At 71.4% G+C, this 13,638-nt stretch carries 13 protein-coding genes; 10 read left to right on the top strand and 3 right to left on the bottom strand.

Going from position 1 to position 13,638, the window contains the following annotated elements; genetic code table 11:
- Positions 1-143: 143 nt before the first annotated feature.
- Entirely contained in the window at positions 144-1,244 is a 1,101-nt protein-coding gene (locus tag ABZ193_RS41210) for a 3-deoxy-7-phosphoheptulonate synthase (RefSeq protein ID WP_354714182.1), read from the bottom strand.
- A gap of 255 nt (positions 1,245-1,499) precedes the next feature.
- On the opposite strand from ABZ193_RS41210, the gene ABZ193_RS41205 reads away from it, so the two are divergent.
- Complete coding sequence (locus ABZ193_RS41205; RefSeq protein WP_020418837.1) at positions 1,500-2,525, top strand: 6-phosphofructokinase; 1,026 nt, start codon at positions 1,500-1,502, stop codon at positions 2,523-2,525.
- A gap of 129 nt (positions 2,526-2,654) precedes the next feature.
- The gene (locus ABZ193_RS41200) at positions 2,655-3,848 is read left to right on the top strand and encodes a glycoside hydrolase family 18 protein (protein WP_354714180.1); all 1,194 of its coding nucleotides are present in this window, start codon (positions 2,655-2,657) and stop codon (positions 3,846-3,848) included.
- Here the strand turns inward: ABZ193_RS41200 and ABZ193_RS41195 are convergent.
- A complete protein-coding gene (locus tag ABZ193_RS41195) occupies positions 3,845-4,261 on the bottom strand; it encodes a DUF1801 domain-containing protein (RefSeq protein WP_354714178.1) in 417 nt (138 codons plus the stop codon). The genes ABZ193_RS41200 and ABZ193_RS41195 overlap by 4 nt on opposite strands.
- Before the next feature lie 21 nt (positions 4,262-4,282).
- Here ABZ193_RS41195 and ABZ193_RS41190 point away from each other — a divergent pair, with 21 nt between their 5' ends.
- The 4 genes from ABZ193_RS41190 to tesB all read left to right on the top strand — a co-directional run bounded on the left by ABZ193_RS41190 (position 4,283) and on the right by tesB (position 8,392).
- Entirely contained in the window at positions 4,283-4,951 is a 669-nt protein-coding gene (locus ABZ193_RS41190) for a DUF2461 domain-containing protein (protein WP_237340171.1), read from the top strand.
- Positions 4,952-5,156: 205 nt separating this feature from the next.
- Positions 5,157-5,948, top strand: coding sequence for a methyltransferase domain-containing protein (locus ABZ193_RS41185; protein WP_354714176.1), 792 nt, complete (start codon positions 5,157-5,159; stop codon positions 5,946-5,948).
- Positions 5,949-6,004: 56 nt separating this feature from the next.
- Positions 6,005-7,429 carry a pyruvate kinase gene (gene pyk, locus ABZ193_RS41180; protein WP_027935993.1) on the top strand — a complete coding sequence of 475 codons (1,425 nt, stop codon included), beginning with the start codon at positions 6,005-6,007 and terminating at the stop codon, positions 7,427-7,429.
- A gap of 24 nt (positions 7,430-7,453) precedes the next feature.
- A complete protein-coding gene (tesB, locus tag ABZ193_RS41175) occupies positions 7,454-8,392 on the top strand; it encodes an acyl-CoA thioesterase II (protein ID WP_354714174.1) in 939 nt (312 codons plus the stop codon).
- 35 nt (positions 8,393-8,427) lie between these two features.
- On the opposite strand, the gene ABZ193_RS41170 is transcribed toward tesB, so the two are convergent.
- Complete coding sequence (locus tag ABZ193_RS41170) at positions 8,428-8,793, bottom strand: hypothetical protein (RefSeq protein WP_020418830.1); 366 nt, start codon at positions 8,791-8,793, stop codon at positions 8,428-8,430.
- Positions 8,794-8,987: 194 nt separating this feature from the next.
- Here ABZ193_RS41170 and ABZ193_RS41165 point away from each other — a divergent pair, with 194 nt between their 5' ends.
- From ABZ193_RS41165 to ABZ193_RS41150, 4 genes are all read left to right on the top strand, one after another.
- Positions 8,988-9,839, top strand: coding sequence for a helix-turn-helix transcriptional regulator (locus ABZ193_RS41165; protein ID WP_020418829.1), 852 nt, complete (start codon positions 8,988-8,990; stop codon positions 9,837-9,839).
- A 55-nt stretch (positions 9,840-9,894) separates the two neighbouring features.
- A complete protein-coding gene (locus tag ABZ193_RS41160) occupies positions 9,895-10,095 on the top strand; it encodes a DUF397 domain-containing protein (RefSeq protein ID WP_039791576.1) in 201 nt (66 codons plus the stop codon).
- Positions 10,096-10,262: 167 nt separating this feature from the next.
- On the top strand, positions 10,263-10,433 hold the full coding sequence (locus ABZ193_RS41155; RefSeq protein WP_020418827.1) for a hypothetical protein: 171 nt from the start codon (positions 10,263-10,265) through the stop codon (positions 10,431-10,433).
- A 63-nt stretch (positions 10,434-10,496) separates the two neighbouring features.
- Positions 10,497-13,514, top strand: coding sequence for a helix-turn-helix transcriptional regulator (locus ABZ193_RS41150; RefSeq protein ID WP_237340173.1), 3,018 nt, complete (start codon positions 10,497-10,499; stop codon positions 13,512-13,514).
- The last annotated feature ends 124 nt before the right edge of the window (positions 13,515-13,638 follow it).

Below are 13,638 nucleotides of genomic sequence, written 5' to 3'. Positions count from 1 at the left end.
TCGGTTGCCGAGCCACCGGGTCAAGGCACGCTTTCCCGCCTTGACGCGGTGTCTCGGCAACCGAACACTGAAAGATCGGGTTCGGGAGGGCTCAATCGGGGCGTAGCGAAGCGAAGCCGGCGATTGAGAAACCCGCGTAGCGCCTACCGCCGAGCAGCCACAGCCGAAGCCAACCGATCCAACAGCTCCCCCGTGCTGCGCCAACCCAGGCACGCATCGGTGATCGACTGCCCGTACGTCAGCTCGTCAGCGCGCCCCAGCACGAGATCCTGCCGCCCGGCCTCGAGGAAACTCTCCAGCATGATCCCGGCGATCCCGCGCTCGCCGGCGGCGATCCGGTCCGCGATCTCCCCGGCCACCACGCCCTGGCGGACGTGGTCCTTGCCGCTGTTGCCGTGGCTCGCGTCGATGATCACCCGCTCCGGCAGCCCGGCCTTCGCCTGCCGCGCGAGCGTGTCGGCCACCGTCGCCGCGTCGTAGTTCGGGCCTGCGGAACCGCCGCGCAGGATGACGTGGCAGTCGGGGTTGCCCGCGGTGGTGAACAGCGCGGCCAGGCCGTCGTTGTTGATGCCCGCGAACACGTGGCTCGCCGCCGCGGCGCGGGTCGCGTCCACCGCCACCTGCACGTCGCCCTCGGTGGAGTTCTTGATCCCCACCGGCATGGACAGCGCGCTGCACAGCTGGCGGTGCACCTGGCTGGCCGCGGTCCGCGCGCCGATGGACCCCCAGCTCACGGTGTCGGCGATGAACTGCGGCGTGATCGGGTCCAGGAACTCGCACCCGACCGGCAGCCCCAGCGCGGAGATGTCCAGCAGCAGCTTGCGCGCCATCCGCAGGCCCTTGTTGACGGCGTAGCTGCCGTCCAGGTCCGGGTCGTTGATGAGGCCCTTCCAGCCCAGCGTGGTGCGCGGCTTTTCGAAGTACACCCGCATGATCACGTGCAGCTCGTCGCGCAGACCGGCGGCGTGCTCGGCCAGCCGGTGGGCGTAGTCGAGGGCGGCCGCGGGGTCGTGCACCGAGCACGGGCCGACGACCACGATGAGGCGGTCGTCGTCGCCGCCCAGGATGTCGACGGCCGACGACCGGCCCTGCGCGACGGTCTTGGCGATCGCCGCGTCCACCGGCAGCTCCTGCCGCAGCAGGGCGGGGGAGATCAGCGGGCTGACGCCGAGCGTGCGCTGGTTGTCGAGGCCTTCGGTGACGTCCGCGGGGCCTGCGCTGAGTGTCGAGGCGCTGGGAGACATGTGCGGGGGTTCCTTTCGGTGACCGGCCCGCGCGAGTCCCTGACGAGCCGGTCGATCATCCGGCTCCAGGGTGGAAGGTCAGCGCGCAGCAAGGCCGCCGGCTGGCCCACCCAGGGCCGGCCCGCTAAACCAGAAATAGCGCTGCACGTCCGACACCCTAGCAGCCCCGCCCGCCGCTTTACCGATCAAGGGTGACTACCGCTACTCTGGCGGTCGCCAGGTGTGACCAGCACAACTTTTCGGAGGTCTGATCAGATGCGTGTCGGCGTGCTGACCGGTGGCGGCGACTGCCCCGGGCTCAACGCGGTCATCCGCGCGGTGGTCCGCAAGGGCATCGAGGCGCACGGGTGGGAGATCGTCGGCTTCCGCTCCGGCTGGCGCGGCCCGCTGACCGGGGACAGCCGTCCGCTCGGTCTCGACGACGTCGAGGAGATCCTGATCCGCGGCGGCACCATCCTCGGCTCCTCGCGGACCAACCCGTACAAGGAGGAGGGCGGCGTCGAGAAGATCCGCGCCGTGCTCGCCGAGCAGGGCGTCGACGCGCTCATCGCGATCGGCGGCGAGGACACCCTCGGCGTCGCGAAGAAGCTCACCGACGACGGCATCGGCGTGGTCGGCGTGCCCAAGACGATCGACAACGACCTCGCGGCCACCGACTACACGTTCGGCTTCGACACCGCGGTGCACATCGCCACCGAGGCGATCGACCGGCTGCGCACCACCGCCGAGTCGCACTACCGCGCGATGGTCGTCGAGGTCATGGGCCGCCACGCGGGCTGGATCGCGCTGCACGCCGGCCTGGCCGGTGGCGCCAACGTCATCCTGGTCCCGGAGCGGCCGTTCTCCGTCGAGCAGGTCGTCGAGTGGGTCGAGCGCCGCTTCGAGAAGATGTACGCGCCGATCATCGTCGTCGCCGAGGGCGCGGTGCCGGAGGGCGGCGCCGAGGTGCTCCGGACCGGGGAGAAGGACGCGTTCGGTCACGTCCAGCTCGGCGGCGTCGGCACCTGGCTGGCCGACGAGATCGCGAAGCGCACCGGCAAGGAGTCGCGCGCGGTCGTGCTCGGGCACACCCAGCGCGGCGGCACGCCGACGGCCTACGACCGCGTCCTCGCGACCCGCTTCGGCCTGCACGCCGTGGACGCGGTCGCGGACGGCGACTTCGGCACGATGGTCGCGCTGCGCGGCACCGACATCGTCCGGGTCAAGCTCGCCGAGGCGACGGCGGAGCTGAAGACGGTGCCGCCGGAGCGCTACGAGGAGGCCGAGGTCTTCTTCGGCTGAGATTGCGAGGGGCGCAACGGAACCGCCGTTGCGCCCCTACTTTCGTCGTACAGATTGGTCTGAACCATTGTCCGAGTGGTCCAGTCCTCTTACCGTGCGGATGTCCCCTTCGGCTCCCAGGGAGGCATCATGCGCAGACTCGCTCTCGCGTTCGGCGGCTTGTTCGCCGCGCTCCTCATGACGGCCACCGCCGCGCCGCCCGCGGCGACCGCGGCGCCCGTCGGCAAACTGCTCGGTTACTTCGCCGAGTGGGGCGTCTACGACCGGGCGTACTACGTCAAGAACATCCACACCAGCGGGTCGGCGGCCAAGCTGACCCACATCAACTACTCGTTCGGCAACGTGACCAACGGGCAGTGCACCGTCGGCGACAGCTACGCCGCCTACGACATGGCCTACACCGCCGCGAACAGCGTGGACGGCGTGGCCGACACGTGGGACGCCGGCGCGCTGCGCGGCAACTTCGGGCAGCTGCGCAAGCTCAAGCAGATGTACCCGAACCTGAAGGTGCTGTGGTCCTTCGGCGGCTGGAACTGGTCCGGCGGGTTCGGCCAGGCCGCGCAGAACCCGGCCGCGTTCGCCGAGTCCTGCTACAACCTGGTCAACGACCCGCGCTGGGCCGGCGTGTTCGACGGCATCGACATCGACTGGGAGTACCCGAACGCCTGCGGCGCCACCTGTGACACCAGTGGCGCCGGCGCGTTCACGAACCTGATGTCGGCGCTGCGGTCGAAGTTCGGCGGCAAGCTGGTGACCGCCGCGATCACCGCGGACGGCTCGTCCGGCGGCAAGATCGACGCGGCGGACTACGGCGGCGCGGCGCGCTACGTCGACTGGTACAACGTGATGACCTACGACTACTTCGGCGGCTTCAGCCCGGCCGGACCGACCGCGCCGCACTCGCCGCTGACCTCCTACGACGGCATCCCGGCCGCGGGCTTCTACTCCGACGCGGCGATCCAGAAGCTCAAGTCGAAGGGCGTCCCGGCGAGCAAGCTGCTGCTGGGGATCGGGTTCTACGGCCGCGGCTGGACCGGCGTCACGCAGGCCACCCCGGGCGGCACCGCGACCGGACCCGCGCCGGGCAAGTACGAGCAGGGCATCGAGGACTACAAGATCCTCAAGACGCGCTGCCCGTCGACCGGCACGATCGCGGGCACCGCGTACGCCAAGTGCGGCTCGGAGTGGTGGAGCTACGACACCCCGGCGACCATCACCGGGAAGATGAGCTACGCCAAGAGCCAGGGCCTCGGCGGCGCGTTCTTCTGGGAACTGTCCGGCGACACGGCCAACGGGGAACTGATCACCGCGATGAACTCCTAGTCCGTCGGGGAGCCCGCCCGGTGCAGCTCGCCGGGCGGGTTTTCCCGTGCCAGGCGGAAGATCTCGGCGAGCACGCCGGTGTCGAGGTCGGCCAGCCGCTTGAAGCGGATGCAGCTCTTGCCGATCGAGGCCTTCGGCAGCGCGTCGGCGTAGCTCTCGGCGAGGTAGCGGCCGCCGACCACCGCGCTGACGTACAGCGAGATGTAGTTCTTGTTGCTCTTCAGGGCGATCACCGTGGAATCGCCTTCGCGGCCGCTGGCGTAGCGGTAGTGGTAGGGGCCGTAGCCGAGCATCCCGAACGCCGTCGTCGGCGCCAGCTCGGGCACCGTGTCCCGGATCAGCTCGTGCAGCGCCCGGATGTCGCTCCGGCGCGGCTCGTCGAGCGCGTCGATGTAGCTGTCAGGCGTGTCCATCCTGAGGATTATCGTGGCGCGGTGACGAAGTTCGCCGGATTCGGAGAGCACGCCGTCGAGTTCTACGACGGTCTGGAGGCCGACAACTCGAAGCCGTACTGGGAGGACCACGTCGAGGTCTACCGGTCCGACGTGCGTGGCCCGATGGAGGCGCTGCTCGCCGAGCTGACGCCGGAGTTCGGGCCGGGCTTCGGCGAGGGCAAGGTGTTCCGCCCCTACCGCGACGTGCGGTTCTCGCATGACAAGACCCCGTACAAGACCCACTGCGGCGGGGTCGTCGAGCAGGGCCGCGGCGGCGGCGCCTACTACGTGGAGGTGTCGTCGGCGGGGCTGCGCGTCGGCGGCGGCTGCTTCCACCTGCAGTCCGACCAGCTGGCGCGCTACCGGCAGGCGGTCGACACCGAAATCCACGGCAAGGCGCTGGCCGACATCCTGGCCAAACTGCGCCGCGCCGGGTGGACCATCGCCGGTGACGTGATGAAGACGAAGCCCCGCGGCTACCCGGACGACCACCCGCGCCTGGAGCTGCTCAAACACCGCTCGCTGTACGCCGTGAAGTCCTGGGACCCGGACGACACCCTGCACGAACGCGCGTGCCTCGACCGGGTCCGCAAGGCCTGGCGGCAGGTCCGGGCCTTCAACGAGTGGGCCCGCGACCACGTCGGCATCAGCGAGAAGCCGCGCCGCTGATTGAGGGCGCTTCACCGGCTGGGCTCTCTCGCGCGTGCGCTGTGCCGCGCCGCTGACCAAGCCCCCTGCACCGGCGCCGGGGCATGCGCCGGTGAAGCTTCCCTCGGCGGGGCAACGCCGCCCCGTCCAGGCTCCCTTCGCCAGACCCGGGCGCCGCTGACCAAAGCCCCTTCACCGGCGCCGGCGCCGCGCGCATCCTGACCGGATGAGCAACGCCGCCACCTTCCAGCTGGCCGCCGAAGGCCCGGCCGCCTACGAGCGCTACCTGGTCCCCGCGTTCTTCGCCGAGTGTGCCCGGCAGCTCCTCGACCTCGCCGCGCCGCAGCCGAATGACCAGGTTCTCGACGTCGCCTGCGGCACCGGCGTCGTCGCCCGCGCCGCGGAGCCGCTCGCCGCCGCGGTGACCGGTGTCGACCTCAACGAAGGCATGCTCGCCGTCGCCCGGTCCAAGCCCTCCGGCGTTCGCTGGCTGCACGGTGACGCCACCCGGCTCGACCTCCCGGACCACAGCTTCGACCTGGTCACCTGCCAGCAGGGCCTGCAGTTCCTGCCCGACCGCGCCGCCGCCGTGCGCGAGTGGCGGCGGGTCCTCAAGCCGGGCGGCCGGATCACCGTCGCGATGTGGCGCGACGCCCGCTTCCACCCCCAGTTCGCCGCCCTGTCCCGCGCGTTCGAGGACCACCTCGGCCCCGAAGCCGGCGCCGCCCTGCGCGCGCCCTTCGCGGGTCCCCAGCCCAGGGAGCTGCGCGCGCTGTTCACCGACGCCGGCTTCACCTCCGCCCGCCTGCGCATCGGGCTCGTGCCGGTCCGCTTCGGCTCGGTCGCCGAGATGGTCGAGCACGAGGCGAGCGCCACACCCGCCGCACCGGCCTTCGCCGCCGCGGCCGAGGAGACCCGTATCACCATCGTGGGTGAACTAGCCGCTGAACTCACCGATTGGGTGGACGACGACGGTCTGACCTTTCCGTTGGTGACCTGGCTGGTGAACGTTTCCTGAACCGTTCGAGAGATCGGTACAGACGTGCGCGGCACAAGCGACTACGCTATTGGGACGTGAGCCGACGCGCGAAGATCGTTTGTACTATGGGCCCCGCGACCGCGACCGCGGACAAGGTGCGAGCCCTTGTCGACGCCGGGATGGACGTGGCGCGGCTGAACTTCAGCCACGGCAGCCACGGCGACCACAAGCAGGTGTACGACCTGATCCGGGAGGCCGCGGCCGAAACCGGGCGCGCGGTCGGCATCCTCGCCGACCTGCAGGGCCCGAAGATCCGGCTCGGCACCTTCGCGGGCGGCCCGGTCGAATGGCGCACCGGTGACGTCGTGCGCATCACCGTGGAGGACGTCGCCGGCACCCACGACCGGGTCTCGACCACCTACAAGGGCCTGGCCAAGGACGCCAAGCCGGGCGACCGCCTGCTCGTCGACGACGGCAAGGTGGGCCTGGTCGTCAAGGGCGTCGAGGGCCCGGACGTGGTGTGCGAGGTCACCGAGGGCGGCCCGGTCAGCAACAACAAGGGCGTCTCGCTGCCCGGCATGGACGTCTCCGTGCCCGCCCTGTCCGACAAGGACATCGAGGACCTGGAGTTCGCGCTCGAACTGGGCGCCGACTTCATCGCGCTGTCCTTCGTCCGCTCCCCGGCCGACATCGACCTGGTCCACCAGGTGATGGACCGCGTCGGCAAGGGCCGCCGCCCGGTCATCGCCAAGCTGGAGAAGCCCGAGGCAGTGTACAACCTCGAAGCCATCGTGCTGGCCTTCGACGGTGTCATGGTCGCCCGCGGTGACCTGGGCGTCGAGCTGCCGCTGGAGCAGGTGCCGCTGGTCCAGAAGCGCGCCATCCAGATCGCCCGCGAGAACGCCAAGCCGGTCATCGTCGCGACCCAGATGCTCGACTCGATGATCAACAACTCGCGCCCGACCCGCGCCGAGGCCTCCGACGTGGCCAACGCGGTGCTCGACGGCGCGGACGCGGTCATGCTCTCCGGCGAGACCAGCGTGGGCCGCTACCCGATCGAGACCGTGCAGACGATGTCCCGGATCGTGGAGGCCGTCGAGGCCGACACCCCGGCCGTGCCGCCGCTGTCGCACGTGCCGCGCACCAAGCGGGGCGTCATCTCCTACGCGGCGAAGGACATCGGCGAGCGGCTCAACGCCAAGGCGCTGGTCGCGTTCACGCAGTCCGGCGACACGGTCCGCCGCCTCGCCCGGCTGCACACGCGGCTGCCGCTGCTGGCGTTCACGCCGGAGGAGAGCGTGCGCAGCCAGCTGGCGCTGACCTGGGGCACCCACACCGAGCTGGTGCCGTCGGTGGACTCGACCGACCGGATGATCAAGCAGGTCGACCGCGCGATGCTGGAGACGGGCCGTTACCAGGCCGGCGACCTGGTCGTCATCGTGGCCGGCTCCCCGCCGGGCACCGTCGGGTCGACCAACCTGATCCGCGTGCACAAGCTCGGTGAGGACGACCACGCCTGAGGGGCGCCCCGTAGGCTTCTCCGCATGACTGAGCTGGCTCGGGACGCCGCGGCGGGACTGGACGTCCAGGAAGGCGCCGGCGGGCAGGCCGTTCTCGACAACCTCGTCGCGCTGCTCGACCTGGAGCGCATCGAGGAGGACATCTTCCGCGGGGTCAGCCCGCCGCACTCGCCGGTGCGGGTGTTCGGCGGGCAGGTCGCCGGGCAGGCGCTGGTCGCCGCCGGGCGCACCGTGCCGCCGGAGCGGCGGGTGCACTCGCTGCACGCGTACTTCATCCGCGGCGGCGACCCGAGGGTGCCGATCGTGTACGAGGTCGACCGCATCCGCGACGGCCGGTCGTTCACCACCCGCCGCGTGGTGGCGGTCCAGCACGGCAAGGCGATCTTCGCGTTGTCCGCGTCGTTCCAGAAGTCGGAGCCGGGGCTGGAGCACGCGGACGTGATGCCGGAGGTGCCGGACCCGGAGACGCTGCCGACGTACGCCGAGCGGCTCGCCGAGTTCCCGCAGGCGCTGCCGGACGTGCGCAAACGCCCGCGCCCGATCGACATCCGGTACGTCAACGACCCGCCGTGGGTGACCAGGCAGACCGGCGAACGCCCTGGCCGCAACCAGGTGTGGATGCGCGCGGACGGCGTGCTGCCGGACGACCAGCTGCTGCACGTGTGCGTCCTGACCTACGCCTCGGACATGACGCTGCTCGACTCTCCGCTGGCCCGGCACGGCGTGTACTGGGACCTGGACCGCGTGCTCGGCGCCAGCCTGGACCACGCGCTGTGGTTCCACCGGCCCTTCCGCGCCGACGAGTGGTTCCTGTACGACACGGAGTCGCCGTCGGCGTCCGGCGGGCGCGGGCTCGCCACCGGCCGCTTCTTCAGCAGGGACGGGAAACTGCTGGCGACGGTGGTGCAGGAGGGACTGCTGAGGGTGCTGCCACCGGACGGCCAGAACGCGCGGCAGGACTGAGGTTCCGCGTCCGGCCGCGGGGGTGTGGCGGGCCCTCAGCCGAGCGGGCTGAGGGAAGCCGTCCGCCTGCGCCGCAGGTGCTTGGTCCGCGGCCGCACCACGTCCTCGATCCCCGGGCCGAGGCTGAGCTGCGCGGCCAGGTAGGCGCGGCACGGCGTCCGGCCGCGGCGCCGGAACAACAGCCGGGACATGCGGCTGCGGCAGACCGGGCAGTGCCCGCGCGCGTCCGGCGCGTGCGTGGCGAGCGTGGCGCGCAGGGCTTCCACCAGCAGCGGGATCTCTCTGGCGGCGAGGTCGGCGGCCTGCTCGCGGTCGGCGAGATCGACCGATCGGGCGAGATCGTCCAGCCGGCGCTGCACGGACGTCTGCAGTGGACCGACGATGGTGTCGCGGTCGAGCACGCCGCCTCCTGGGGAAGTTCAGTTCGCGCGAGCGAGATTACCCCGGCATTATGCAATTTGCAGACCGCTAATCGCGGAAGATACCTCAACGGGGTGAGCCGGAGGGGCCGGGTTTTCGGATTCTGCTGGTTAGATGGAGCGGGTTGTCCACGAGCCGCCGGGGGGAATGCGCGGGCCGGAGTGGAGGAGCGGACATGAGTCGCGGTCAGGGTCCTACGATTCGCCGTCGCAGGCTGGCGAGCGAGCTGCGCAGGCTGCGCGAGGCCGCCGACCTCACGATCGACGAGGTCGCCGAGAAGCTGGAGTGCTCCGCGTCGAAGATCAGCCGCATCGAGACCGGCCACGTCGGTGTCACCCCGCGCGACGCCCGCGACATGCTGGAGCTGTACGGCATGACCGGCGACGAGCGGGAAGCGCTCGTCCAGCTCGCCCGCGAGGCCCGCAAACCGGGCTGGTGGCAGGCCTACAAGGAGGTCTTCACCGGCACCTTCGTCGGGCTGGAGGCCGACGCCAGCTCGCTGCGGGCGTTCCAGGCGCTGCTCGTGCCCGGCCTGCTGCAGACCGAGCCGTACGCGCGGGCCGTCATCCGCGCGATGCGCCCGGACGCCGACGAATCCGACATCCAGCGTCGCGTCGCCGCGCGCACGGCCCGCCAGCAGCTGCTGACCGACCCGAACCCGCCGGAGTACTGGGCCGTCATCGACGAGGCGGTCCTGCACCGCGTGGTCGGCGGGCCGGAGGTGATGGCGCACCAGGCCGAACGGCTGCTGACCGTCGCGCAGCTGCCGCACGTCACCATCCAGGTCGTTCCCTTCGGCGCGGGCGCCCACCCGGGCATGGAAGGCCCGTTCCTGATCCTCGGATTCCCGGAGCAGGCCGACCCCGATGTGGTGTACGTGGACAGCACTTCGGGTGGTTTTTTCCTCGAGCTGCCCCCCGATGTGCGCCGCTATATCCTCATGTTCGATCATTTGCGTGCGACGGCTCTGAAACCGGACGACTCGGTCGAGGTGATCGCCGCGGCCGCCGAACGTTTTTCCGGATAACGGTTGCCGGGTGAGCCGTACCAACGTGTGCCTGGGAAGTGAGGAGCGGGGAGAAATGTCCCATGTGGAGCCGTTTGCCCCGGTGTGGCGCAAGAGCAGCCACAGCGGCGGCGGGAACGACTGCGTCGAGGTCGCGATGATCGCCGGGGGAGTCGGCGTGCGTGATTCCAAGAACCCGGCCGCGGGTGAGCTGCACGTGTCCGCCGAGAGCTGGCGCGGGCTGCTCCGCGCCGTGGGTGCGCTCGACCGCGCCTGAGGTAAGCCGAACGGACGACCCCTTACACCGCCGAGCAGGGGACTGAGGCGGGGTAAGGGGTCGTTTCGCGTCCGGGTCGGGGTGATCGTCCGATGCCGGGGGCCTGCCCTCAGGACGACTCTGAGGTTCACAAGGGGAACTGGAAGAGCCGGAAGAGGGAACTCCCGATGCGAAACGAGATCATGTACGACGCGGTCATGGCCGAGGTGGCCTACCGGCGCGAGCAGCTGGAGAAGGCGAGCCGTCCCGGCCGCCGCTGGTTCGGGCGCGCCAAGACCGAGGTCCGGGTGCCGGAGCAGCGCCGTCCGAGCACCGTCGAGCTGGCCCGCGCCCGGTAAGGGCCGGGCGTGGTTTCGCCCACGACGAAAAGGGTGCCGGGATTGTCGGTGGGGTGCGACAGAATGGTGCTCGTGCCCCGCCTAGGTTCCGGAATCCCACTGGTCGCCCGCGCCGACGAGATGCGACGGCTGCGTGCTGCCTTCACCGCTGCCGAGCGGGGTGAGGCCGGCGCGGTCCTCGTGTCCGGCGACGCCGGGGTGGGCAAGACCCGGTTGCTGACCGAGCTGTCCGAGCACGCCTCCTCCCGCGGCGCGCTCGTGCTCTCCGGGCGGTGCCTGGACGTCCGGGAGGGCGGTCTGCCCTACCTGCCGTTCGCCGAGGCGCTCGCGCCGCTGAGCCTGGACGACGATCCCGTGGTCGCCGAGGCGGTCCGGGTCCGGCCTGCGCTCGCGCGGTTGCTGCCGCAGGGCGGCGCGATGCCGCCGTCCCCGGCGGGCGAGCACCTGGTGCCGGACACGTCCGGCGAGCGGGACGTGCCGTACCGGGTCCGCCCCGAGCAGGACCTCGGGCAGCTGCAGCTGTTCGACGCGGTGCTGGGCGTCCTGACGCAGGTCGCCGCGCACCGGCCGGTGGTGCTGGTGCTGGAGGACCTGCACTGGGCCGACTCGTCCAGCCGGAACCTGCTGTCGTTCCTGCTCAACCGCCTGCGGGGGCAGCGGTTGCTGGTGGTCGGCAGCTACCGGGAGGAGGACGTGCACCGGCGGCACCCGCTCCGCGCGATGCTGGTGGAGCTGGTCCGCCTGCCGGTGGTCACGCACGTCGAGCTGCGGCCGTTCGGCACGGCGGAGGCGCGGGCGTTCGTCGAGGCGCTTGCCGACGGGCCGGTGACGCCGGAGATCGTCGCCTGGGTCGCCGAGCGGTCGGAGGGCAACCCGTTCTTCGCCGAGGAGCTGATGGCCGCCGGCGTCGAGTGCGAGGACCTGCCCGCGGGGCTGGCCGAGGTGCTGCTGTCCCGGCTGGAACGGCTGTCGCCGGAGGCGCGGCGGGTGGTCCGGACGATCTCGGCGGCGGGCGATTCGGTGGCGCACACGGCGCTGGCCGAGGTCACCGGGCTGGACGAGCTGGAGCTGGACGAGGCGCTGCGCGAGGCGGTGCACCACCACGTGCTGGTCATCGAGCGGGGCGCCTACACGTTCCGGCACGCGCTGCTGCAGGAAGCGGTGTACGCGGACCTCCTACCGGGGGAGCGGGTCCGCATGCACGCCGCCTACGCCGAGCGGATCCGCCGCACGCCGCAGGGCCGCGGCCACGACGCGAAGCTGGCCTACCACAGCCTGCGCAGCCGGGACCTGAAGGCGGCGCTGCCCGCGTTGCTGCGCGCCGCCGAGGAGGCCGAGCGGCTGGGGGCGCCGGGCGCGGCGTTGCGGCACATCGAGCAGGCGCTGGAGATCTGGGACGCGGTGCCGGAGGCCGACCGTCCCGAGGGTGTCGACGAGCTGAAGCTGTTGCAGGAGGCGTCCTACTTCGCGGCCACCTCGGGTGAGCCGGAGCGGGCGATCGCCTACGGCCGGTCCTCGGTGCACAACCTGCGGCCCGGTGTGCCCCCCGAGAAGGCGGCGAAGGTGTGGCGGCGGCTGGCCGAGGTGCTGCTCAACGCCGAAGGCACGCTGCACGAGGCCCTCGACGCGATCAACAAGGCGTGGGACCTGGTCTCCGACGGCGAGCCGAGCAAGACGCGGGCGTGGGTGCTGGCCACCCGGGCCGCGATCCTGCGCAACGCGGGGCAGTACGAGGACTCGCGCTGGAACGCGCACACGGCGGTCGCGGACGCGCGGGCCGTCGGCAACACCGGCGCGGAGGCCGCCGCGCTCGTGACGCTGGGCGCGCTGGACGACGCCGCGGGCGAGCCGGAGGAGGCCAGGGCCCGCCTGGAGGAGGCGGAGCGCAAGGCGCTGGACTCGGGGTCGCTGAACGTCGCCTTGCGGGCGGTCTGCTTCCTGGCGTTCAGCTACGAGGACCTGGGCGAGTACGGCCCGGCGATGGACATCTACCGTCGTGGCATCGAGCGGGCGGAGCAGACCGGGCTGACGTGGAGCATCTACGGCTTGGAGATGCGTGCGCGGCACCTGACGTTGCGGTACCTCAGCGGCGACTGGCCGGCGATGGCGAGCACGAACGCGCCGGCGCGGGGCGTGTCGAGTGTGCTGGCGGCGCGGATGACGTCGTCGTGGCTGCCGTTCGCGGTCGCGCGGGGCCGGGTGGACACGGCGCAGAAGTACCTGGGGGAGTTGCGGCCGCACTGGCGGGCGGAGCCGTTGACGGCGATCGTGAGCGGCGCGACGGGCGCCGAACTGTCGATGTGGCAGGGCGAGTACGAGCAGGCGATCGCGTGGGTGCGGAAGGTCATCGAGTTCCTGTTGTCGTTCGACGAGGGGTACCTGCTCGCCACCGTCCGCCTCGGCGCACTGGGGGTCGAGGCGGCCGCCGCGTGGTCGGCGAGCGCGCGGAAGCGCGGTGATCACGGCGTGGCCGAGCAGGCGGTAGCGGCGGGCCGGAAGCTGATCGAGCACGTCCGGTACGCGGGCGCGAACGGCAAGCCGCGGGCGCAGACGCTCGGCCCGGAGGGGCGGGCGTGGCTGGCACGGGCCGAAGCCTCCGCGAGCGGCCTGGAAGGCCCAGCGGACCCCGCACTGTGGGCGGCGGCCGTCGCCGCATTCGACTACGGCGCGGTTTACGAGCAGGCGATCTGCCGGTGGCACCACGCCGAAGCGCTGTTGTCCACCCAGGGCGACGCGGGTCTGGCCGCGAAGGAGTTGCTGGCCGCGCACGACGTCGCCGACACCCTGAGGGCAGTACCCCTCCGCGACGCGGTCCGCGAGGTCGCCCGGCGCGCCCGCATCGAAATCCCGGGCGTGGAGCCACAACCAGCCCCGCGCCCCACCGTCGACCCGCTGACGGACCGCGAACGTGCCGTGCTGGAACGAGTGGCGCTGGGCCGCACGAACAAACAGGTCGGCGAAGAGCTTTTCATCAGCGAGAAAACGGTGAGCGTCCACCTGTCACGAGTGATGGCGAAACTAGGCGCCAACCGAAGAGCCGAAGCAGTAGCCATCGCCTACGACAAGGGCCTACTAACCTGACGGCGCACAGCGCCGTGCAGTGAACATAACCCGAGCTGGGTGGTCATCCCGTCGCCTGACACGCAACGATCACCTTGAGCCAGGGCCGCAACCCAGGCCGCCAACCGGCAGCCGAACATGCCAA

Source organism: Amycolatopsis sp. NPDC006125, from assembly GCF_040614195.1.
GTDB lineage: Bacteria > Actinomycetota > Actinomycetes > Mycobacteriales > Pseudonocardiaceae > Amycolatopsis_E > Amycolatopsis_E tucumanensis.
Note: the sequence above shows the minus strand (reverse complement) of the source record. Positions and strands in the feature narration are given on the sequence as shown.